The 21046-nt window shown below is 69.2% G+C and carries 19 protein-coding genes; 10 read left to right on the forward strand and 9 right to left on the reverse strand.

The genetic code is table 11. The annotated features are described in order from the left end of the window. Positions 1–16 precede the first annotated feature (16 nt). Positions 17–2158, forward strand: coding sequence for a glucans biosynthesis glucosyltransferase MdoH (gene mdoH, locus ACSQ2F_RS00355; protein WP_436018623.1), 2142 nt, complete (start codon positions 17–19; stop codon positions 2156–2158). A 215-nt stretch (positions 2159–2373) separates the two neighbouring features. Here the strand turns inward: mdoH and ACSQ2F_RS00360 are convergent, their stop codons facing one another. Further along, the gene (locus ACSQ2F_RS00360; RefSeq protein WP_436018625.1) at positions 2374–3567 is read right to left on the reverse strand and encodes a M20 aminoacylase family protein; all 1194 of its coding nucleotides are present in this window, start codon (positions 3565–3567) and stop codon (positions 2374–2376) included. A 106-nt stretch (positions 3568–3673) separates the two neighbouring features. Here ACSQ2F_RS00360 and ACSQ2F_RS00365 point away from each other — a divergent pair, with 106 nt between their 5' ends. Genes ACSQ2F_RS00365 through ACSQ2F_RS00375 form a run of 3 tightly spaced genes read left to right on the forward strand, consistent with a single transcriptional unit; the run spans position 3674 to position 7115 of the window. Continuing rightward, positions 3674–5704 carry a molybdopterin-containing oxidoreductase family protein gene (locus ACSQ2F_RS00365; RefSeq protein ID WP_436018627.1) on the forward strand — a complete coding sequence of 677 codons (2031 nt, stop codon included), beginning with the start codon at positions 3674–3676 and terminating at the stop codon, positions 5702–5704. After that, a complete protein-coding gene (locus ACSQ2F_RS00370) occupies positions 5701–6774 on the forward strand; it encodes an aminopeptidase (protein WP_436018629.1) in 1074 nt (357 codons plus the stop codon). Before ACSQ2F_RS00365 ends, ACSQ2F_RS00370 begins: the two co-directional genes overlap by 4 nt. 26 nt (positions 6775–6800) lie before the next feature. Continuing rightward, complete coding sequence (locus tag ACSQ2F_RS00375; protein ID WP_436018631.1) at positions 6801–7115, forward strand: polyhydroxyalkanoic acid system family protein; 315 nt, start codon at positions 6801–6803, stop codon at positions 7113–7115. 30 nt (positions 7116–7145) lie between these two features. Here ACSQ2F_RS00375 and ACSQ2F_RS00380 read toward each other — a convergent pair whose 3' ends face one another. Beyond that, on the reverse strand, positions 7146–8165 hold the full coding sequence (locus ACSQ2F_RS00380) for a zinc-dependent alcohol dehydrogenase family protein (protein ID WP_436018633.1): 1020 nt from the start codon (positions 8163–8165) through the stop codon (positions 7146–7148). A 111-nt stretch (positions 8166–8276) separates the two neighbouring features. On the opposite strand from ACSQ2F_RS00380, the gene ACSQ2F_RS00385 reads away from it, so the two are divergent. Further along, positions 8277–9266, forward strand: a complete 990-nt coding sequence (locus ACSQ2F_RS00385; RefSeq protein ID WP_436018635.1) for a LysR substrate-binding domain-containing protein — start codon at positions 8277–8279, stop codon at positions 9264–9266. Positions 9267–9279: 13 nt separating this feature from the next. On the opposite strand, the gene ACSQ2F_RS00390 is transcribed toward ACSQ2F_RS00385, so the two are convergent. From ACSQ2F_RS00390 to ACSQ2F_RS00400, 3 genes are all read right to left on the reverse strand, one after another. Then, positions 9280–10143 carry a poly(ethylene terephthalate) hydrolase gene (locus ACSQ2F_RS00390; RefSeq protein ID WP_436018637.1) on the reverse strand — a complete coding sequence of 288 codons (864 nt, stop codon included), beginning with the start codon at positions 10141–10143 and terminating at the stop codon, positions 9280–9282. Between the two features lie 325 nt (positions 10144–10468). Next, positions 10469–11314 carry a helix-turn-helix domain-containing protein gene (locus ACSQ2F_RS00395; protein WP_436018639.1) on the reverse strand — a complete coding sequence of 282 codons (846 nt, stop codon included), beginning with the start codon at positions 11312–11314 and terminating at the stop codon, positions 10469–10471. A gap of 115 nt (positions 11315–11429) precedes the next feature. Further along, positions 11430–11762 carry a hypothetical protein gene (locus ACSQ2F_RS00400; protein WP_436018641.1) on the reverse strand — a complete coding sequence of 111 codons (333 nt, stop codon included), beginning with the start codon at positions 11760–11762 and terminating at the stop codon, positions 11430–11432. Between the two features lie 99 nt (positions 11763–11861). Between ACSQ2F_RS00400 and ACSQ2F_RS00405 the strand changes: the two genes are divergently transcribed. Continuing rightward, positions 11862–12917, forward strand: coding sequence for a 5'-methylthioadenosine/S-adenosylhomocysteine nucleosidase (locus ACSQ2F_RS00405; RefSeq protein WP_436018643.1), 1056 nt, complete (start codon positions 11862–11864; stop codon positions 12915–12917). Positions 12918–12942: 25 nt separating this feature from the next. On the opposite strand, the gene ACSQ2F_RS00410 is transcribed toward ACSQ2F_RS00405, so the two are convergent. From ACSQ2F_RS00410 to ACSQ2F_RS00425, 4 genes are all read right to left on the reverse strand, one after another. Then, positions 12943–13197, reverse strand: coding sequence for an acyl-CoA-binding protein (locus tag ACSQ2F_RS00410; RefSeq protein ID WP_436018645.1), 255 nt, complete (start codon positions 13195–13197; stop codon positions 12943–12945). Between the two features lie 124 nt (positions 13198–13321). Next, entirely contained in the window at positions 13322–14950 is a 1629-nt protein-coding gene (locus ACSQ2F_RS00415; protein ID WP_436018647.1) for a response regulator, read from the reverse strand. A 118-nt stretch (positions 14951–15068) separates the two neighbouring features. After that, positions 15069–16139: an MBL fold metallo-hydrolase gene (locus tag ACSQ2F_RS00420; protein WP_436026687.1), complete on the reverse strand. Its 1071-nt coding sequence runs from the start codon at positions 16137–16139 to the stop codon at positions 15069–15071. 86 nt (positions 16140–16225) lie between these two features. Further along, complete coding sequence (locus ACSQ2F_RS00425; protein WP_436018649.1) at positions 16226–16969, reverse strand: SDR family oxidoreductase; 744 nt, start codon at positions 16967–16969, stop codon at positions 16226–16228. Between the two features lie 119 nt (positions 16970–17088). Between ACSQ2F_RS00425 and ACSQ2F_RS00430 the strand changes: the two genes are divergently transcribed. From ACSQ2F_RS00430 to ACSQ2F_RS00445, 4 genes are read left to right on the forward strand one after another with little or no spacing between them, the layout of a single operon-like run. After that, positions 17089–18006, forward strand: coding sequence for an AraC family transcriptional regulator (locus ACSQ2F_RS00430; RefSeq protein ID WP_436018651.1), 918 nt, complete (start codon positions 17089–17091; stop codon positions 18004–18006). 30 nt (positions 18007–18036) lie between these two features. Beyond that, complete coding sequence (gene can / locus ACSQ2F_RS00435; protein ID WP_436018653.1) at positions 18037–18705, forward strand: carbonate dehydratase; 669 nt, start codon at positions 18037–18039, stop codon at positions 18703–18705. A gap of 11 nt (positions 18706–18716) precedes the next feature. Next, positions 18717–20531, forward strand: coding sequence for a bifunctional isocitrate dehydrogenase kinase/phosphatase (aceK, locus tag ACSQ2F_RS00440; RefSeq protein ID WP_436018655.1), 1815 nt, complete (start codon positions 18717–18719; stop codon positions 20529–20531). 10 nt (positions 20532–20541) lie between these two features. Beyond that, positions 20542–21036 (forward strand): hypothetical protein, encoded by a 495-nt coding sequence (locus ACSQ2F_RS00445; protein ID WP_436018657.1) that lies wholly within the window; start codon positions 20542–20544, stop codon positions 21034–21036. Positions 21037–21046 lie beyond the last annotated feature (10 nt).

Raw genomic sequence — 21046 nt, forward strand, 5'->3', positions numbered from 1 at the left:
GTCGTCCCTTCCCACGATGACCTCCCGCGTGCCTGGCGTCGGCCCGAGCGCCCCGCCGATCCGTCGGGCCTCCATGGTGGCCACGCCCTGGCGCGGCTTCTGGCGCGGCCTGTTCGACGGCATGGCGGGCCTGTTCTCCCGCCCGACGGATGCGGCGCCGCGACAGCCTTGGCAGGTCTCGGCCGTGCGCCGCCGCCGCACGCTGCTCGCGTTGGTTGCCCTGTCCGCCGTGGGCGCGACCCTGCTGCTGTCGCATGTGCTGCCGGTCTACGAACTGAATGCGCTGCGCGTCGGGCAGATCGCGCTCTTCTCGCTGCTCTTCGCCTGGGTGGCGGCGGGCTTCTTCACCGCCTTGATGGGGTTCTGGGTGCAACTGCGCGGTGATCCGCACGGCCTCAAGTACCAGGACGTCCTGCACCACCCGCTGTCGGCCGACGCGCGCACCGCGATCATCATGCCGATCTGCAACGAGCAGGTGGCGACCGTCTTCGCGGGCCTGCGTGCCACCTGCGAGTCGCTGGCGGCCGCCGGCGGCTCGCGCCTGTTCGACCTCTACGTGCTGTCCGACACCAGCGACCCGACCCTCCGCGCTGCGGAACTCGCGGCCTGGGCCGAACTGCGCACCACGCTCGGCGGCTGCGGCCGGGTGTACTACCGCTGGCGTCAGCACCGCACCAAGCGCAAGTCCGGCAACGTGGCCGACTTCTGCCGCCGCTGGGGCCGCGACTACCGCTACATGGTCGTGCTCGACGCCGACAGCGTCATGACCGGCGACGCCCTGGTGACGCTCGTCAAGCTGATGGAAGCCCATCCGGACGCCGGCATCATCCAGACCGCTCCGCAGGCCTGCGGCCTGTCGACCATCCATGCACGTGCCCAGCAGTTCGCCGGCCGCGTGGCCGGGCGCCTGTTCACCGCCGGCATGCAGTACTGGCAGCTGGGCGAGTCGCACTACTGGGGCCACAACGCCATCATCCGCGTCGAGCCCTTCATGAAGCACTGCGCGCTCGCACCGCTGTCGGGCCGCGGCGGCTTGAGCGGCGACATCCTCTCGCACGACTTCGTCGAGGCCGCGCTGATGCGGCGCGCCGGGTACCACGTGTGGCTGGTACACGACCTGCCGGGCAGCTATGAACAGCAGCCGCCCAACCTGCTCGAGGAACTGGGCCGCGACCGCCGCTGGTGCCAGGGCAACCTGCAGAACGCCCGCCTGATCACCGAACCCGGCCTGCACGGCGTGCACCGCGCCATGCTGCTGACCGGCGCGCTCGCCTACCTGTCCGCCCCGCTGTGGCTCGGCTTCGTGCTGCTTGGCGGCGCGCTGTGGCTGTTCGGCGGCTATGCCATCTTCAACGAAGGCAAGGCCGTGCCGCTCGAGATGCTCGGCCTGTGGCTGTCGACCTTCTGCATGCTGGCCATGCCGCGCATCCTGGGCGTGGTCACCATCGTCATGAAGAAAGAGCAGCACCTGTACGGCGGGACCGGCGCCCTGACGCGCAGCGCGTTGCTGGAAGGTCTGCTGTCCGTGCTGCAGGCGCCGGTGCGCATGGTGGCCCACACGATGTTCGTGGTGGTCGCCCTGACCGGCCTCAAGCTGAACTGGAAGTCGCCCCCGCGCGAAGCCCAGGACATCGGCTGGCGCCACGCCATCCAGCGCTTCGCGCCCATCATGGCCGTGGTGGCCACGCTGGTCGGCATCGCGCTGGCCGTCGAGCCGGGTGCTGCCTTGTGGCTTGCGCCGGTCGCCTTGCCGCTGCTGTTCGCCGTGCCGCTCACCGTGGTCACGAGCCGCTCCGACATCGGCGACCGCGTCAAGGCCCGCCACCTGCTGGTGACGCCCGAGGAGTCCTGGTCCCCCACCGTGCTGCGCCAGGCCTGGGCCTACGCCAGCGATGCACCGCCGCTGCCCAGCTGGCACGATGCCGTGACCGACCCCTGGCTCTTCGACGTGGTGCGCTCGGCCATGGGCCCGCGCAACACCACCTGGGGTGTGCGCGGCAAGGCACGTCGTCGGCTGGTGCGCGGGTTGATGGCCGCGCAGGACACCGAACGCCTGAGCAACGCCGACCGCATGCACCTGCTGAGCGAGCCGCAAAGCATCGTGCGCCTGCGCGACCAGCTGGCCGCCAACAGCCACTGGGGTGAGCGGGCCGCCTGAGTTCGGAACGCCCGACAACAAACGCAGCCTTCGGGCTGCGTTTTTTTTGGGCGTGCGTGCCGGCAGCGGGCAGCGGGCAGCGGGCAACGGGCAACGGGCGGCGGGCGGCGGGCGGCGGCCGGCGGGAACGCGGTCCCGGACCGCAGGGTCAGGCGCGACGTCGGCGCGTCACGCGACGTGCCGACGCGTTGAAGCTCCCGCGCGGGATGACCGCTTCAGCGCGCCAGCCACGCTTCCGCCATGCGCACCCACAGGGTGGCGCCGAGCGGAATGAGATCGTCGTTGAAGTCGTAGCTCGGGTTGTGCAGCATGCAGGGCCCGAGGCCATGGCCGCCTTGCCGGTGCTCGCCCTCGCCGTTGCCGATCACGAAGTAGCAACCGGGCTTGTGCTGGAGGAAGAAGCTGAAGTCCTCCGCGCCCATGGTGGGCTCGAACTCCTGGACGTTCTCCGGGCCCACCACCTGGGCCATCACCTGGCGGGCGAAGTCGGTCTCGGCCGGGTGGTTGATGGTGGGCGGATAGTTGCGCTTGAACTCGAACTCGCACCTCGCCTCGAAGGCGGCGCAGGTGTGCTCGGCCACCTCGCGCATGCGCCGCTCGATCATGTCGAGCAGCTCGACCGTGAAGGTGCGCACCGTGCCCCGGATCTCGCAGCTGTCGGGCACGACGTTCGTCGCCTCTCCGGTGTGGATCATGGTCACCGAGATCACGCCCGCATCGATGGGCGGCCGGTTGCGGGAAATGATGGTCTGGAAGGCCTGCACCATCTGGCAGGCTGCCGGGACGGGGTCCACGCCCAGGTGCGGCATGGCGGCATGCGAGCCCTTGCCGCGGATGACGATGCGGAACTCGTTGCTCGAGGCAAAGCACGGCCCGTGGCGAACCGCCACCTGGCCCACCTTGAGGCCGGGCCAGTTGTGCGCGCCGAAGATGGCCTCCATGGGGAACTGCTCGAACAGGCCTTCCTTGATCATTTCGCGAGCGCCCCCGCCGCCTTCCTCGGCAGGCTGGAAGATCAGGTACACCGTGCCGGCGAAGTCCCGGTGCTTCGAGAAGTGCTTCGCGGCGGCGAGCAGCATGGCGGTGTGGCCGTCATGGCCGCAGGCGTGCATGCGGCCGGCGTGCCGGCTGGCATGGGCGAAGGTGTTCTGCTCGGTGATGGGCAGGGCGTCGATGTCGGCCCGCAGGCCGACGGCGCGGGGGCTTTCCCCGCGAGTCCCCTTGACGATGCCGATGACCCCGGTGGTGGCCAGGCCGCGGTGAATCGGGATGCCCCAGTCGGTCAGCGCACGGGCCACGACGTCGGCGGTGCGCTGCTCCTGGAAGCAGAGTTCGGGATGAGCGTGCAGGTCGCGCCGGATGGCAGTGACGGCGGCCGCGTCGGCGAGGATGGATTCGATCAGTTGCATGGGGGGCTCCGTGCTCCCGGTGCGCCGGGCATGCGGCGCCGGGATCGATGAACCAGTTTACCCGGCAGCCCGTGCCGCCGCCCCGGAGCTGTGCAATAGTCATGGGATGAGCTCCGTTACCACCGTCCACGCTGCTTGCCCGCACGACTGCCCCGACACCTGCGCCATGCGGGTCACCGTCGAGGGCGGCCGGGCGATTCGCGTGCAGGGCGACCCGGACCATCCCACCACGCAGGGCGCCCTGTGCACCAAGGTCTCCCGCTATACCGAACGCACCTACCACCCCGATCGCGTGCTGCAACCGCTGCGCCGCGTCGGACCCAAGGGCAGCGGCAACTTCGAGCCCGTCAGCTGGGATGAGGCATTGGGCGACATCGCCCGACGCCTCGGCGAGATCGCCTCGCGCGACCCGGAGGCGATCGTGCCGTACAGCTACGCCGGCACCATGGGGCTGCTGCAGGGCGAGAGCATGGACCGCCGCTTCTTCCACCGGCTGGGGGCCTCGCGCCTGGACCGCACCATCTGCGCCAGCGCCGGCAGCGAGGCGTTGGCCGCGACATACGGCGTGCGCATGGGCATGCACATGGAGCATTTCGCGGAGAGCCGGCTGGTGCTGATATGGGGCAGCAACTCCATTGCCTCCAACCTGCACTTCTGGACCTTCGCGCAGGCCGCCAAGCGGGCCGGCGCCAAGCTGGTCTGCATCGACCCGCGCCGCACCGAGACCGCGGACAAATGCCACCAGCACATCGCCTTGCGGCCCGGCACCGACGGTGCGCTCGCGCTCGGCATCATGCACGAGCTGATCGTCAATGACTGGCTGGACCACGACTACATCGACCGTCACACGGAAGGTTGGCCGGCGCTGCGCGAGCGTGCGCTGGCCTGGCCGCCGGAGCGGGTGGCCGAAACCTGCGGCATCACCGCCGACGAAGTGCGCGGCCTGGCCCGGGACTACGGCACGGCGCGGCCGGCCGCCATTCGCCTCAACTACGGCATGCAGCGCGTGCGCGGTGGCGGCAACGCGGTGCGGTTGATCGCCATCCTGCCGTGCCTCGTGGGCGCATGGCGGCATCGAGCCGGCGGCATGCTGCTGTCGAGCTCGGGTTCGTTCCCGAAGAACGCTGCGGCCCTGCAGCGACCCGAACTGCTCGCCGGTCGCGAGCCCCGCACGATCAACATGAGCACCATCGGCGACGACCTGCTGCGCCCGTCCGGCATCGGGTTCGGTCCTCGCATCGAGGCGCTCGTGGTCTACAACAGCAATCCGGTGGCGGTGGCGCCCGAGTCGCCGAAGGTGGTGGCCGGCTTCGCGCGGGAGGACCTGTTCACCGTGGTGCTGGAGCATTTCCTCACCGACACCGCCGACTACGCCGACTACGTGCTGCCGGCGACGACCCAGCTCGAGCATCTGGATGTGCACATGAGCTACGGGCACACCTACGCCCTCATCAACGAGCCCGCGGTGGCGCCGGTGGGGCAGGCGCTGCCCAACACCGAGATCTTCCGCCGGCTGGCGGCGCGCATGGGCTTCGACGATGCGGCCCTGCAGGAAAGCGACGAATCGATGGCCCGCAGCGCCTTCGGTTCCGGCGTGGACTTCGCTGCGATGCGCGAGCACGGTTGGGTGAAGTTGCCATTGCCTGAGGCACCTTTTGCCGAAGGCCGGTTTCCCACCCCGAGCGGCCGCTGCCTCATCGACGCCCCGGGGCTCGGCGTGCCGGACCACCTGCCCAACCATGAATCGCGCGAGACCGACCCGGCGTTGGCGGCCCGCTATCCGCTTGCCATGATCTCGCCGCCCGCGCGCAACTTCCTCAACTCCACCTTCGTCAACGTGCAAAGCCTGCGCGACATCGAAGGCGAGCCGCTGCTGGAGATCCACCCCGACGATGCGCTGCCACGGGGCATCGCCGATGGCGGCACCGTGTGCGTCTTCAACGACCGGGGCATCTACCGGTGCAGGGCTCGCGTGAGCGGGCGGGCCCGCTCCGGCGTGGTGAACGGGCTCGGCATCTGGTGGCGCAAGCTGGGCCTGGACGGGACCAACGTCAACGAGCTCACCCATCAGCGGCTGACCGACATCGGCCGCGCGCCGACCTTCTACGATTGCCTGGTGGAGGTGCGTCCCGCATGAAGCGTGGGTTGGCCGTTCTGGGCATGGCCAGCGCGGTGGCGGTGTTCGCGCTGGCCGCTTCGGGGTGCAGCACGCTCGGCTACTACAGCCAGTCCATCGGCGGGCACTTCGCCCTGCTCAACAGCGCGCGGCCCGTGCCCGACTGGCTGGCCGATCCCCAGACGCCGCCTCCGCTGCGGGAACGGCTGGCGCTGGCCGACGCCATTCGCGAGTTCGCCGTCACCGAACTCAAGCTGCCCGACAACCCGAGCTACCGGCGCTATGCCGACCTCAAGCGCCCCGCCGCCGTGTGGAACGTCGTGGCCACGCCCGAGCTCGACCTGACGCTGAAAACCTGGTGTTTCCCGGTGGTGGGCTGCGTCGGTTACCGCGGGTACTTCGACCGCGATGCAGCCGAAGCCGAGGCCGCGGCCCTTCGGGCCGAAGGCCTGGAGGCCGCGGTGTACCCCGTGCCGGCGTACTCCACGCTTGGCCGCCTGCCCGGCGCCTACTTTGCCGACCCGCTGCTCAACACCTTCATCCGCTACCCCGAAGGCGACCTGGCACGCCTGGTGTTCCATGAGCTCGCCCACCAGGTGGCCTATGCGCCCGGCGACACGGTGTTCAACGAGTCGTTCGCGACGGCCGTGGAGCGGATCGGGGTCGAGCGCTGGCTGCGCGCCAACGGCAGTGACGCGGTGCGTGCGGAATACGCGCGCGTCGAGGCCCGCCGCGAAGATTTCCGGGCCTTGACCCTCAGGACCCGGCGCACGCTCGAGGCCATCTTCCGCAGCGATCGGTCACCCGCCGAGAAGCGAGCGGCCAAGGCCGAGGCCATGGCCGCCATGCGTGCGGAGCACGCCGCCCTGAAGGCGGGACCGTGGCAAGGGTTCGCCGGCTACGACCCCTGGTTCGAGCGCGCGAACAATGCGGCGCTCGGCGTGCTCGGCGCCTACTTCGAACAGGTGCCGCAGTTCGAGGCCATCTTTCGGGCCCAGGGCGAGGATTTCCACCGCTTCTATGCCGAGGTGCAGCGCCTGGCTGCCTTGTCCGCCGCCGAGCGCCGGGCCACACTCGGGACGCGCCGCTGAGCGCCAACCCTTTTCACTTCGCCACCATGTCCGACGTCCACATCCACCGCACCCACCAGTTGGGCCTGAACCGTGCGCGCGAGGTCGCCGAGCGGTGGGTCGCCGAGGCGGGCAGCCGATTCGACATGGTCTGCACCGTCGAGCCGGGCGAGGCCTGTGACACCGTGGCGTTCAAGCGCAGCGGCGTGAGCGGCCGTCTGGTCGTGGCGGCCGATCACTTCGAGCTGCATGCGAAGCTGGGCTTCCTCCTGCAGGCCTTTCACAAGGCCATCGAGGCCGAGGTCGGCAAGAACCTCGACACCCTGCTGGCCCGCGAGGCGGCAGACGGCCCGGCCGCCTGACCCGGGCCCTGCCGCGCGTGGTCGCTCCCGTCAGCGGCGGGTCACGTCGACCACCACCTTGCCGAAGTGGCCGCCGCCCTCGATGCGGGCATAGGCATCCGCCGCGTCCCCGAAGCCGTAGACGCGGTCCACCACCGGCCGCAGCTGGTGCAGGCTGACGAAGCGCAGCAGGTCTTCGAACATCCGGCGGCTGCCCACGTAGATGCCCGCCAACCGCCGAGCGCCGCCAATGACGGACAAGAGGTTCAGCTCGCTCGAGAACCCGCTCACACCGCCGACCAGCGCGATGCGCCCGCCCATGCGGGAGGCCGCCAACGAGCGGGCGAGCGTGCCGTTCCCGCCGACCTCCACGACCAGATCAACCCCGTCGCCCTGAGTGCGTGCCAGCACTTCCTGCTGCCATTCGGGATGCGTGCGGTAGTTGATCGTCTCCTGCGCGCCCAGCTCCCGCGCCCGCGCCAGCTTGCCATCGTCGGAGGAGGTGATGAAGGTGCGTGCGCCCGCCGCTTTCGCCAGCTGCAGGGCCCAGATGGAAACGCCGCCCGTGCCGAGCATCAATGCCGACCCGCCGGGCTGAAGTCCGCCTTCCACGAACAGCGCGTTCCACGCCGTGATGCCGGCGCAGGCGATCGTTGCCGCCTCGACGTCGTCCAGGTGGCTCGGCGTGGCGGCCAGGGCCTGCTCGTCGAACACCGCTTCATCGGCCAGCACCCCGGGCAGCGTCACGCCATAGGACCCCGCGGTGTTGGCGGGCGTCGGCCGTCCGTCCACCCAGCCGGGGAAGTAGGTGTTGACGACGCGGTCGCCCACCTTGAAGCGCTGCACCGCGGCGCCGGTCTCGATGACGGTGCCCGCCGCGTCGCCCAGCGGCACCATCGGGTCGGATGAGCCGGTCGGGTAGCTGCCGTTGGCCACCATGAGGTCCCGGAAATTCAGGCCGGCGGCCCCGATGCGGACACGCACCTCGTGCGGCTGCAGGGCGCGGTGGGGAAGGTCCTGGCGGACCAGGGTCTGGAACGAAGCGCCGGGTTGAAGCTGATAGGCCTGCATGGTGCACACCGGGAAGTTGAAGTGAAGCCGATGGTATTGACGACGAGCCGGCGGAAATAGAGGGTCTGCGGAGATACTCACGGGACGGATTGGAACCAATGGAGGCGTGGCGTGGCAGATCGGTTCGACGGCATCGAGGTGTTCGTGCAGGCGGCGCAGGCGGGCAGCTTCGTCGTGGCCGCCGAGCGGTTGAAGCTCTCCCGGTCGGCGGTGGGCAAGGTGATCGCGCGGCTGGAGCAGCGCCTGGGCGTGCGCCTGTTCCAGCGCACCACCCGTCGGCAGAGCCTCACCGAGGACGGACAGGCCTTCTACGAACGCTGCGTGCGCGCACTCGGCGAGCTGGAGGCCGCCGAAGCGGCGCTAGACGGCGGCAGGAGCGAGCCGCGCGGGCGCCTGCGCGTCAGCATGCCCGTGCTCTTCGGGCGCTACTGCGTGGCCCCCTTGCTGCGCGAGTTGGCCGAGGCCCATCCCCAGCTGCAGGTCGACCTGTCGTTCTCGGATCGATTGGTGGACATGATCGACGAGGGCTTCGACCTCGCGATTCGCCTGGGCCCGCTGGACGACAGCGCAAGCTTCGTGGCCCGCCCCCTCAGTCGGCAAGGGGTCGGCATCTGCGCGTCACCGGCCTACCTGGCGGCGCACGGAACGCCCCGTGCGGCCGAGGACTACCTCGGCCATGCCGCGATCACGTATGCGCGCAACGGGCAGGAACTGCCGTGGACGGTCGCCGCGGAAGACGGCAGCCTGCGCGAGCTGCGCCTGGGCGGCCGCCTGCGCATGGACGATCTTCAGGCCATTGCCGATGCGGCGCGGGCCGGTGCGGGCCTGGCGTTGCTGCCATGCTGGTTGATGGCGCCGTACATTCGCAGCGGCGAGCTGGCACTGGTCATGGATTCCCGTCAGGTGCAGGGCGCGGACATCCATGCGGTGTGGCCGCGCAGCCGTCACCTGCCGTCGAAGACGCGGGCGGCCATCGATGCGCTGGTGGCCGGCGTGCCACGCGCGATGGGCGCCGAAGGCACGGGGGTCATGCCTTGTCTCCCCCGTGCACCCGCTGCGCCAAGGGCCTCGAGGGCCCCCGGCGCAGTGGCTACCGTCTGAGCTGAGCGACAGCTCAGTTGCAGGCGGCCACGCGGAAGTCGGAGACGCGCGTGCTGTTCGGGTTGCTGCAGGCGAACGACGTGTAGCGGGTGTCGTTGTCGATGAAGCGCTTCATCCAGGCCACGCCCTTCTTGCCGAGCAGCGGCTGGTTGCTGTTGCCGCTGTTGGCGCAGGAGTGCGAGCCGCCGTTGATCTCCAGGAACTCGCGCGGGTTGCGCGACATGCTGTCGTAGAACGGGTCGGCGTGCTGGTTCACCGGTGCGATGGAGTCGTTCTCGCAGGCGATGATCAGGGTCGGCACGGTCACCGAGCTGAAGTTCTTCGAGCTGCTCCACGGAGCCTGGGGCGCCGCCGCCTTCAGGGACGGGTTGTCGCGTGCCGAGATCAGCGAGCCACCGCCGCCCATCGACCAGCCCATCACGCCCAGGCGGGACGTGTCGACCTTGTTGTAGATGGGGCTGCTGCTGGTGCGTGACAGCGTAGCGACCTGGTTCAGTGCGGCCATCTGCTGGCGCGAGCGGCTGTCGGGCTGGTCCAGCGTCGAGTTGGTGTCGATGGTGATGACCACGAAACCGTGCGAGGCCAGGCGGGGCCCCCACCAGTTGATGCTCGACTGCCGAGCCGTGAAGCCCGGGACGATGGCGATGGCACCCACCGGGCCGCCTGCGTTCGTCGGGTAGTACACGGTGCCGGCGCCGTAGCCGCTCGGGCGGCTGACGGTGAAGGACTGGTAGCTGAACGGGCCGCGCGAGGCCTCGAGCGACGACGTGGTGGGGGCGGGGCCGCGCTCGTACGGGTTGGTCTGTGCGGACACGGCAGCCGAGGCCAGCAGGGCGCCGGCAGCCAGCAGGGCGCGGACGCTGAAGTGGTGGATCATTGTTGTCTCCTCTTTGATCGGGATGTCCCACCTCGAGCGAGGCGGGTGCGCCGATTGTTCGCCCCGCACGCCGCCAGATCATCGGCACTTGCCTGCGCAGATTCGATCAAGCCAATCGCCCCGATTTGTGCTAACGCATCCCGAACGCCCCGCCCCCAACGCCCGGAGCTGGGTGCGGTCCCCTCAGTGGGGTCAGATCTCTCAATTTGCATGAGCGCCGTCCCGCAGCGGAACGGCGGGCTGCTCTCGATCGTTGTGCACGGTGGGAGACTTGACCCCAGCAGCGGAGGTCTGCGAATTGGGAGACTTGACCCCGGCTTGGGGCTCAAGGTCTGGCGAGCCGCCAGTTCGGGTGGATGACGATGCGGACGCGCTTGGGGTCGCGGCTGTACGACGGGCTCTGGCCGTACCACCGGCGGAACATGCGGGCGAACTGCGGTGAGTCGGCGAAGCCGGCGGCCAGCGCGACCTGCGTCAGTGAGCGGCGGGAGTAGAGGACCTCGTACACCCGCCGCTGCTTGATCCAGTTCTGGTATTCGCGAAACGGCATGCCTACCGCGGCCGCGAAGCGGCGCGCGAGGGCTTGCGGCGTCTGTCCGTTGGCACTCGCCAGCGCTTCCAGCGATTGCGTCGGATCGGCGTCGATCTGGCGGACGATCTCGAGCGCACTCATGTCCGGCGGGCGTGCCGGTGGCAGCTGCCGGACCGCCTCGCTGACGGCCTGATCGAACACGGCGCCTGCGCGCTCCGCGGTGGCCTCGCGGTAGACGAGCTCGACCAGCGACGGCCGCAAGTGGTTGAAGCCGTCGGCATCGAGCCGGCGCACACCCGGGTGCTGCATGGCGCGAAAGACGTGGAAGGCCGGATGCGACGGCATGATGTTGAAGCTCAGCAGCGGAACGCCGCGGGCATCCAGGCTGCGCACGACCCGGGGCGGCACCAGCAGGGCCGCGCCATGCAGCCCGGCGGCTTCGCCGGGCACGCCCACATTGAACGGTCGGCCGTCGGCACTCAGCAGCAGCACGGCCGGGTGGCGGACCGTCAGTCCGCTCTCGAGTTGCAGGCCCGTGTACACGAAGCCCTGGTCGCCCAGGACATAGCTGCTGTCGCGCGCTTCAGGCAGGACGGCGGCGTCGGGGGAGGACAGGCGGGGAAGGGTGAAGACGTCCATGGGGCAGCGGGAGACAACGCTGCCATCGTCGCGGGCGCCAGCCCGGACTTGCAATCGGGTGCGGCCCGGGGCTGTTTTCAGGACCGCGCGTTCCCTTGCGCGGACCTCGTTCGCGTCAAGGTGGCGAGCCCGAGCCGTCGGTATCGGCGCCGCGTTGAAGGGCCTGCCCCGTGCGCTGCAATCCCTTGCCCACCGCGCGACCGGTGGCGCGCGCACCGCGCTCGATGGCCGCGCCGGTGCGTTCGGCGCCGCGCTGCACGGCCGAGCCGGTGCGCTTGGCGCCGCGCCCGATGGCCTTGCCCGTGCGCTGCGCCGTGCGGTCGATGGCGGCGGCCGTGCGCTCCACCACGGCGGGCGGGCCGCTCGGGGTGGCGGGCTCCTCGGCGCGTGCGACGGCGGCCGCGGCCAGGGCGATGGTCAGGATCAGGAAGAAGCGTGAGCGTGCCATGCGGGCATCATGCCGCAAAAGGGATTCGGACCCGGGTCGGGCCGCCTCGCGCATGATCTCGGCCTGCGCTTGACGCTCATCTGTTCCCCGGGAGATGCCGTGAACCGATTCATCCTGTCCGTGTCCTTCTCGCTGGCCCTCGGCCTGGCCTCGGCCTTGCTGCCCTTGTCTTCCGCCGAGGCGGCGGGCCCTCGTTGCCTCACCGACTGCACGCCTCGCGTCGGCATTGTTTCCGCCTTCGGCGCCGAGGCCGACATCCTGCTCGCCGAGACAACCGGTCGACGCGAGCATCGCATCCATGGGCGCCGTTTCACCACCGGACAGCTTCGGGGCAACCGTGTCGTCATCGTGTTGAGCGGCGTGAGCATGGTGAACGCGAGCATGGTGACGCAGCAGTTGCTCGATCACTTCCGCGTCGAGCGTCTGGTGATGAGCGGCATCGCAGGCGGGATCGACCGCGCCGATCACGTGGGCGACGTCACCGTGCCCGACCGGTGGGCCATGCCGATGGAGGTCTATTGGCATGCCGGCGCGGGCCTGCCTTCCCCGTGCGGCGTTGCCGGCGACCTGGCCTGCCTGGGCCTTCGGCTCGCCGTCGGCGAGGACGGTCGACCCCTGCCCCCCTTTGTTCCCGACGGCACGGACGTCCCCGCCGGCAGCTGGCATCTTCGACAGAACCACGTGCTCAGCCGCCGCACTGCGCCGCAGGGAGCGTTCTTCTTCGACTACCCGGTGGACGCCGAGATGCTGGCAGTGGCGCAAGGAATCGAACCGCCCTTGCAGCGCTGCGGCCCGCGCGCAACACGGGCCGACGGATCGATCGACGAGGCGCTGTGCGTGCGTCAGGTGCCTCGCCTGCGCGTCGGCGGGCGAGGCGTGTCCGGCACGGCGTTCCTCGCCAACGCCCGCTACCGGGACTACCTGCACCACGTGCTGCAGGCCCGCAGCTTCGAGATGGAGACCGCCGCGCTGGCCCATGTGGCGCTCGCCAACGATGTGCCCTACATCGCCTTCAGGTCCCTGAGCGACCTGGCCGGCGGCGAGTCGTTCGATGCGGAGGCCGGCGCGCTCTTCACGAGCGGGTTGGCAGAAGCCAACGAGGCGGCGGTGACCCTGAGTTTCCTGGAAGCCTGGCGGCGCCGGCCGCGCCGCTGAAGGCGCGTGCAGGCCCGCCGCGGCATCACTTGAGGGATTCGATCAGGTCGATGTAGCCCTGCATCGCTTCTTCCTTCGACTGGCCCTTGAGTTCGTTCCAGGCGTCCCACTTGGCTCGCTCGACGAACTGCGTCATGCCGGGACGCTCGGTGTCGACGTCGCCGGTGCTGCCTTGCTTGTAGAGCGCGTACAGCTTCAGCAAGGTCATGTTGTCGGGCTTCTCGGGCAGGTTCTTGGAATCGGCGCGTGCGGCTTCGAAGCGGTCTGCGAGATCGGACATGGGTGGCTCCTGGGATGAATGAAACCAGCGGATTGTCGCGCAGCCCGCAGTGCGGAGAACCGCCTTGCCCGGCCCGCGCGGCTTGCGCCGCGGCATGGGCGCGGCGGGCCCGACGGACCGGCCATCAGGACTTGGCTGCTGCCGCCATGGCGCGGGGTTCGTTCGCGCGGCTCAGGTGCACCTGCGTGCCATAGCCACGGTACTGCTGGTGAAGGGCTTGCACGCGTGTCAGCAAGTCGGGCGCACGCTCGATGGCGGCACCATGCCGCTCGAGCGTGTGCAGGGCCAGGTCGATCAGCTTGGCGTTGAGCGTCTGCTCCGCCTGCGCCAGCAGCAGGCGCACCGCTTCGCCCGGCTGCCCGTTCACCGTGCGGGACACCGCATCCTCGGCGCCCGCCGTGATCTTCGCGTAGGCCGCGCGGATGACCGCCTCGAACGGCTGCTGCGCGCGGGCGGCCCGCACGAGCAGTTCGCAGGTGGTGCGCGACACCGCGAAGCGGCGCGCCAGCACATCGACGTCGTGGTCCAGGTCCTGCAACTGCAGCTCGCTGCGTTGCAAGCGGGCCAGCAGCGAGAGGAGGTTGCAGGCCGCCTCGAATTCGAAGTTCGGCTCGGCAATTTCCCCGATCAGTGCCTGCGCATCCCGCACGGCCTCAGGCACCCGCCGCTCGATCAGGGCCTTCAGGGCGCCGATGACCACCTCGAAGCGCCGCAGTCGGGCGCTCTGCGGCACCGGTGCGCGCGCCGCCACCATGCTGCTGTGCGAGCCCGCGAGACCCCGCCGGTCCGCGAGATCGAACTGCACCGCCGCCAGCAAGACGAGGCCCTGCAGGTCATAGATGCGGGAATTGAGTCCGAGGCGGGCCGCCTTGGCCAGGGCGTCGGCGGCCTCCTTGGGCTCACCGTAGTAGTAGGCGAGCAGCCCGTGCTTGACGATGCGCGACACGCTGCCCGGCGTGAGCGCGGTGGCCTGTCGCATGGCGTCGAGGGCTTGCTCGGGCAGGCCCTGGTCCAGCAGCACGCGGCCCATCACGTCGTAGGCGTCGGCATAGGCCGGCTGCTCGTTCAACAGGCTCTCCAGGGTGCGACGGGCCTGCACGTGGCCCCCCGCGTCGTACTGCGCCCGTGCGACACCGAGCCGCGCCCACGGCACGGCCCCGGCCTGAAGGATGGCGTCGAACATCTGCTGCGCCGCATGCGGCTTGCCGAGCCGCAGCCAGAGCTCCGCGCCGATGCGGGCCGCCTGCACCCAGGCCGGGCCGCGGGTCTTGAAGCGAACCTCGCAGATCTCGGCGGCTTCGATGTAGGCCTGCTTTTCGACCAGCGTGATGATGTCGCCCAGCTGAACCTTGCGCTGGCGTGCCTGCACCAGCCGCTGGCGCAGTGCTTCCTGCGTGTGCGGCTTGACCAGGTAGGCGTCGAGCGCCGCCTCGGCGGCTTCAGCCACCTTCGCGTAGCCGGCCTCGCTCGAGATCATCACGACCACCGTGGCCAGCGGCAGCAGCTGCGCCAGCCGCAGGTCGTCCATGATGTCCTGGCCGCTGACCGGTTCGTCGTCGAAGTGGTACTCGCACAGGACGATGTCGAAGCGCTGGGTCTCGAGCAACCGACGGGCTTCCTGGGCCTTGCGCGCCTGGGTGATGTCGGCCACGCCGAACTCCCGCAGCATGGACGTCAGCACGCTGCGCGAGGCGGCATTGCCATCGATGACCAGCGCGCGCGCCTTGCCGATTTCCGAGTCGAGGGGAACCATGCGGTCTCCTGATGTGGCGCGGCCCGAGAGGCCGACGGCACATGCTAGAGCATGGCGCGTGCTTGCGCTCGGATCGCCATGCGATCCGTGTCACGCGCAAGGGGAGGAAGGGGCCCGCTCAGGGGGCCGAGAACCGGAAGACGCCGTCTTCGCCCAGCGTGCGCGTCAACCGGCCGCCGTGCCAGAGGGCATGCAGGTGGGCGATGGCCTCGCCCATCGCGAAGGTGGTCTGGTGCAGGTCGAGCGGCCGCTTGAACATCACCTTGAGCAGGCCGGCGGCGGTTTGCGGCGCCTCGCGACAGGCGTGCATCACCTCGGCCAGGCGTTCGTCGTGGTGCGCGTGCAGCTGGTCCATCCGGGTGTGCATGCCGCGAAACGGCCGCCCGTGTGAGGGCAGGACCAGGGTGTCGGCCGGCAACGCGCGGTAACGCTCGATCGACGACAGGTACAGCGTGAGCGAGTCGCCCTCCGGCTCCATGTCGGTCACGCTGACATTGGTGGAGATGCGCGGCAGCAGCATGTCACCCGAGATGAGCAGGCCCTGACTGGGGCTGTGCAGTGAGAGGTGCTCCGGGGCATGGCCGTGACCCGCGATGCAGTGCCAGTCATGGCCGCCGATGTCGAAACGCTGGCCATCCATCAACCGGCGGTAGCTGGTCGGCACCTTGGGCACCATGGAGGCGTAGTAGTTCGTGCGGGCGCGGATCTTCTCGACCGACTCCGGGTCGGTGAGGCCATGGCTCGCCATGAAGGCCGCCGCGGCGTGACCACCGAAGCCGGTGGTCGACTGGCTGGCCAGGCGCGCGCTGGTGTAGTCGGTCATGCTCATCCACAGGCGGCACGGGCGGCCGGGCAGGGACCAGCGCTCGGTCAGCCAGTCGGCCAGGCCGATGTGGTCCGGATGCATGTGGGTCACCACCACCCGCAGCACCGGCAGGCCGTCGAGTTCGTTGTCGAACACCTGTTGCCATGCCGCCTGGGTGGCCTCGTTCGTGATGCCGCAATCGACGATGGTCCAGCCCTCGCGGCCGTCCAGCCGGTCACGCAGCAACCACAGGTTGATGTGGTCCAGCGCGAAGGGCAGTCCCATCCGCACCCAGCGCAGACCGGGCGCCAGTTCGATCGTGCGGCCCGGCTCAGGGAGCGCTTCGCCGGCCGGGTACTGGAGTTGCCGCTCGAGTTCGTTCATGGACATGGCACGTGCGCAAGGTCAGGGGACTTCATTCTAGGGAGGAGCGCGTCCCCGCGCTTGCAGCGGCCTGTCGTCGCCCGCGTTCATGCGGCCCGTGCCAGGTCGAGGGCATCGCGCCCGGCAGGAAAGTGCAGCTGCTCCGACGGATCATGGGCCGCGTGCCAGACCGCCTCGGCCACCTCTTGTTCCGTGGTGACTGCGCTCGGCCGCGCAAAGGCTTCGAAGACCGGCGCCGCGAACGGCATGTAGGCCTCGGGGATGAGGCCCCGGATGCGGGCCGCACCGTTCTCCGCAAAGCGTGTGGTGGGCGCATGGCCGGGCTCGACGAGCTTGACGCGCACGCCGAAGGCCGCCAGTTCGAAGGCCGCGGAGCCGGTGAGGCCGGTGACTGCCAGCTTGCTGGCCGTGTACACGCTGGCGAGCGGCATGGGGGCCAGGGTGGCGCTCGAGGTGACGTTGACGATGACGCCTGCACGGCGCTCGCGGAACTGCGGGATCACGGCCTGCATCATGGCGAGCGTGCCGAAGGTGTTCGTCTCGAACACCTCGCGCACCGTGGCCATGGGCGTGGCCTCCAGCGCCCCGACGACCCCGATCCCCGCGTTGTTCACCAGCACATCGATCGGGCCGGCCGCGGCCGTGGTGGCCGCGATGCTGCCGGGCTGCGTCACATCGAGCGTCAGCAGGCGCAGGCGGTCCGAAGCCGGCAACAGGTCGGCGCGGGGCGTGCGCAAGGTGGCGACGACGTTCCACCCCTGGGCCAGGAAGTGGCGGGCGGTTGCGAGGCCGTAGCCCGAGGAGCAGCCGGTGATCAGTACGGTTTTCATGGTGAAGTCCTTGCGATGCGGTGGTGAGGAGCCTCACGATATCGACGCTGCCCCGGACTCGACACCTGCGGCAGTCCGCCAATGTTCAGCCATCGTCCGAATCACCGGACAATGGCGCCATGAGTGATCCGCTCACCGAAGTCATTCGCTTGCTCAAGCCGCGCGCCGTCGTGGCCAACCTCATCAGCGGCAAGGGCGACTGGGCCGTGCGGTATGCCGCCTACGGCCAGCCGGGCTTCTGCATCATTCTCGAAGGCAGCTGCCGTCTGGCCGTCGACAGGCAGCCGGAGGTGACGCTGAATGCCGGCGACTTCGTCCTGCTGCCCGCGACGCCGCCTTTCAGCCTCTCCAGCTTCGGCCAGGCGCCCACGATCCACATCGATCCACATGTCGTGCCCGGGGGGCAGGGCGAGCTTCGCCACGGCGAGCCGGTCGGAGCGCCGGACATGCGCTCGCTCGGCGGGGCCTTCGCCTTCGACGGGGCCGGTCCCGAGCTGCTGGTCACGCTGTTGCCACCGGTCGTCCATGTGAAGGGCTCCCGGCGCCTCGGGCAGCTGGTGCGCATGGTGGCCGAGGAGTACGAGGACCCGCAGCCGGGCAGGGACCTCGCCTTGTCGCACCTCGTCGGCATGCTGCTCGTGGAGGCAATGCGCTCGACGACGGCCGGTTCGGCGCCGCCCGGCCTGTTGCGCGGCCTTGGCGATGCGCGCCTCGCGCCTGCACTGCATCAGCTGCATGCGAACGTGGCCCGCGCCTGGACGGTGGCCGACCTCGCCGAGCGTTCCGCCTTGTCGCGCTCGGCCTTCTTCGATCGATTCACCCGCACCGTCGGCAGCACGCCGATGGAGTACCTGCTGGGTTGGCGCATGACGCTCGCGAAGGCCCTGCTGCGCCACGAGCGCATGGCGGTGGCCGACGTGGTGGAGCGGGTGGGCTATGGGTCGACCAGCGCCTTCAGCGTCGCCTTCTCCCGCCATGTCGGGCAGTCGCCGAGCCGCTATGCCCGGGGCGGCGACACCCCGCCGACGGGGCCGTGAGCGAAAGCCACCTTCTGTAAAATGCCCGGCATGTCCACCGAACTTCAAGAACTCTTCGACAACAACCTGCGATGGTCCCGGGACATGGAGCAGCGCACGCCCGGCTTCTTCACGAGCCTGCTGGCGCAACAGGCCCCGCAATACCTCTGGATCGGTTGTGCCGACAGCCGCGTGCCTGCGAACGAACTCGTCGGCCTGCTGCCGGGTGAGCTCTTCGTGCACCGCAACGTGGCCAACGTGGTGGTGCACTCCGATCTCAACTGCCTGTCGGTGATCCAGTTCGCCACCGACATGCTCAAGGTGCAGCACATCATCGTCGTCGGCCACTCCGGTTGCGGCGGCGTGGCGGCTTCGCTGAACGACGTGTCCGTCGGCCTCGCCGACAACTGGCTGCGCCATGTGAAGGATGTGCGGCACCGCCACCAGGCCTGGCTCGACACGGTGGCGGTCGATCGGCGCGTCGATGCGCTGTGCGAGCTCAACGTCATCGAGCAGTCGCTCAACGTCTGCCACACCACCGCCGTCCAGGACGCCTGGGCCCGAGGACAGTCGCTGGTGGTGCACGGGTGGTTCTATCGCCTCGGCGACGGTCGCCTGAAAGACCTCGCCATCACGGTCGCGAACCCCGACGAGCTGACGCAGGCCTACGACCGGGCCCTCGCTGCCGTGCAACGACGCTACACGCCTGCAGAAGCCTGACCATGCGGCGCATGGCGGTCTTCCCCCAAGCACTGACCGACCTGCGGGCATTCGACATCGCGCAGGCGATGCTCGACGGGTTCGACCGTCACTACCGGCTGTTCCGCGGGACCAGTGCTGCCGCCAAGGCCCGCTTCGAGGAAGCCGACTGGCGCGGGCAGCAGCGCAGCCAGAGCGAGCGCATCGAGTTCTACGACGTGCGGGTGGAGGAAGCCGCCGAGCGGCTGCAGACCGAGTTCAAGGTGAGCGAACTCAGCATGGACGTGTGGCAGCAGGTCAAGCTGCACTACATCGGCCTGCTCACCAACCATCACCAGCCCGAGCTTGCCGAGACCTTCTTCAATTCGGTCACGACGAAGATCCTGCACCGCAGCTACTTCAAGAACGACTTCATCTTCGTGCGGCCCACGATCTCGACCGAGTACATCGAGAACGACGAGCCCGCTGCGCTTCCCACCTACCGGGCCTACTACCCGTCCAAGGAAGGCATGCACGAGACCTGGACGCGGGTGATCAGCAATTTCCAGCTGCAGCTCGAGTTCGAGGACCTGGCGCGTGACATCCGCCACGTGGAGGAAGCCGTGGGCACGGAGCTCGGCGACTTCCGTCCGCGGGCGAACTTCCAGTTCCAGGTCCTGAGTTCGCTGTTCTTTCGCAACAAGGGCGCCTACGTCGTCGGCAAGATCATCAACGGGTTCAAGGAAACGCCCTTCGCGTTGCCGATCCTCCACGCACCGAGCGGGCTGCTGACGATCGACACCGCGCTCTTCGGAGAGGCCGACCTGCAGATGCTGTTCAGCTTCGCGCGGGCCTACTTCATGGTGAACATGGAGATCCCGTCGGCCTACGTGCAGTTCCTGCGCTCGATGATGCCGCGCAAGCCGCGCACCGAGATCTACAACACCCTCGGCCTGCAGAAGCACGGCAAGAACCTCTTCTACCGCGACTTTCTCGCCCACCTTCGCCACAGCGGCGACCAGTTCCGCATCGCGCCCGGCATCAAGGGCATGGTCATGCTGGTGTTCGACCTGCCGTCGTTCCCCTACGTGTTCAAGATCATCAAGGACTTCTACCCGCCGCAGAAGGACACCACGCGGGAGCAGATCAAGGGCAAGTACCTGCTGGTGAAGCAGCACGACCGCGTGGGCCGCATGGCCGACACGCTGGAGTTCTCGAACGTGGCCTTCCCGCGTGCCCGCTTCGAGGACGAACTCGTGGCTGAGTTGAAGCACTTCTGCCCGAGCCTGCTGGAGGAAGACGGCAGCGACCTCGTCATCCGGCACGTCTACATCGAGCGCCGCATGATTCCGCTCAACATCTACCTGCAGGAAGCCACGCCCAAGCAGATGGAGCATGCGGTGATCGAGTACGGCAACGCCATCAAGGACCTGGTCTCGGCCAACATCTTCCCGGGCGACATGCTGTGGAAGAACTTCGGCGTCACCCGCGACGGCAAGGTCGTCTTCTACGATTACGACGAGATCGAGTACCTCACCGACTGCAACTTCCGCCGCGTGCCGGAGCCGCGCAACGAGGAGGAGGAGATGTCGGGCGAGATCTGGTATTCGGTGGGGCCGAAGGACGTCTTCCCCGAGACCTTCGAGCCCTTCCTGCTCGGCAACCCGGGAGTGCGCGACGTCTTCATGAAGCACCATGCCGACCTGCTCGACGCGGGCTTCTGGCAGGGGCACAAGGAGCGCATCCTCTCGGGCCACGTCCACGACGTGTTCCCGTACGACACGCGGCGCCGCTTCAAGCACCTTCGGCGCCAGCGCGAGGCGGCAGCGTTGCAGGCCGCGCAGTCCCAGGCGACCCCCGCGCCCTGACGGAGCGGCCATGACGATCGGCGAAGCCCTCGAACTGGCCAGCTACGTCGTGACCGTCGTCGGCCTGCCCTTCGCGATCGGGGCCTTCCTCATCGAGCAGCGACGCGAGCGCGAGAATGAAGAGGAGGAGGGCTACCAGCTGCTCTCCGACGCCTACAACGACTTCCTCAAGATCGTGCTCGCCAACGCCGACCTGCGGCTGCGCAGCAGCACCGCGCTGCACGACCCCACGCCGGAGCAGAACGAGCGGCGCGTCGTCATCTTCGACATGCTGATCTCGCTCTTCGAGCGCGCCTACCTGGTGAGCTACAAGCCGGAGATGAGTCCCACCGAGCAACGCCGCTGGAACTCCTGGGACGACTACATGCGCGAGTGGCTGCGGCGCGACGACTTCTTCAATGCGCTGCCGCTGCTGCTGCGCGGCGAGGATCCGGAATTCCAGAAGTACATCCTGGCCCTGGCGCAGGACGAACGCGGCGGCAGCGTGCTGCTGTCGGCGTCCTGACGGCGGGCCC

Source organism: Rhizobacter sp. LjRoot28 (assembly GCF_964253025.1).
GTDB lineage: Bacteria > Pseudomonadota > Gammaproteobacteria > Burkholderiales > Burkholderiaceae_C > Rhizobacter.

What these genes read in the sequence shown, in the direction of transcription:
- can (WP_436018653.1), top strand. Translation starts at nt 18,037, where the DNA reads ATGTCCACCGAACTTCAAGAACTCTTCGACAACAACCTGCGATGGTCC.
- ACSQ2F_RS00390 (WP_436018637.1), bottom strand. Translation starts at nt 10,143, where the DNA reads ATGATCCACCACTTCAGCGTCCGCGCCCTGCTGGCTGCCGGCGCCCTG.
- ACSQ2F_RS00395 (WP_436018639.1), bottom strand. Translation starts at nt 11,314, where the DNA reads ATGGACGTCTTCACCCTTCCCCGCCTGTCCTCCCCCGACGCCGCCGTC.
- ACSQ2F_RS00425 (WP_436018649.1), bottom strand. Translation starts at nt 16,969, where the DNA reads ATGAAAACCGTACTGATCACCGGCTGCTCCTCGGGCTACGGCCTCGCA.
- ACSQ2F_RS00370 (WP_436018629.1), top strand. Translation starts at nt 5,701, where the DNA reads ATGAAGCGTGGGTTGGCCGTTCTGGGCATGGCCAGCGCGGTGGCGGTG.
- ACSQ2F_RS00365 (WP_436018627.1), top strand. Translation starts at nt 3,674, where the DNA reads ATGAGCTCCGTTACCACCGTCCACGCTGCTTGCCCGCACGACTGCCCC.
- ACSQ2F_RS00380 (WP_436018633.1), bottom strand. Translation starts at nt 8,165, where the DNA reads ATGCAGGCCTATCAGCTTCAACCCGGCGCTTCGTTCCAGACCCTGGTC.
- mdoH (WP_436018623.1), top strand. Translation starts at nt 17, where the DNA reads ATGACCTCCCGCGTGCCTGGCGTCGGCCCGAGCGCCCCGCCGATCCGT.
- ACSQ2F_RS00430 (WP_436018651.1), top strand. Translation starts at nt 17,089, where the DNA reads ATGAGTGATCCGCTCACCGAAGTCATTCGCTTGCTCAAGCCGCGCGCC.
- ACSQ2F_RS00415 (WP_436018647.1), bottom strand. Translation starts at nt 14,950, where the DNA reads ATGGTTCCCCTCGACTCGGAAATCGGCAAGGCGCGCGCGCTGGTCATC.
- ACSQ2F_RS00445 (WP_436018657.1), top strand. Translation starts at nt 20,542, where the DNA reads ATGACGATCGGCGAAGCCCTCGAACTGGCCAGCTACGTCGTGACCGTC.
- ACSQ2F_RS00400 (WP_436018641.1), bottom strand. Translation starts at nt 11,762, where the DNA reads ATGGCACGCTCACGCTTCTTCCTGATCCTGACCATCGCCCTGGCCGCG.
- ACSQ2F_RS00360 (WP_436018625.1), bottom strand. Translation starts at nt 3,567, where the DNA reads ATGCAACTGATCGAATCCATCCTCGCCGACGCGGCCGCCGTCACTGCC.
- aceK (WP_436018655.1), top strand. Translation starts at nt 18,717, where the DNA reads ATGGCGGTCTTCCCCCAAGCACTGACCGACCTGCGGGCATTCGACATC.
- ACSQ2F_RS00410 (WP_436018645.1), bottom strand. Translation starts at nt 13,197, where the DNA reads ATGTCCGATCTCGCAGACCGCTTCGAAGCCGCACGCGCCGATTCCAAG.
- ACSQ2F_RS00420 (WP_436026687.1), bottom strand. Translation starts at nt 16,139, where the DNA reads ATGAACGAACTCGAGCGGCAACTCCAGTACCCGGCCGGCGAAGCGCTC.
- ACSQ2F_RS00375 (WP_436018631.1), top strand. Translation starts at nt 6,801, where the DNA reads ATGTCCGACGTCCACATCCACCGCACCCACCAGTTGGGCCTGAACCGT.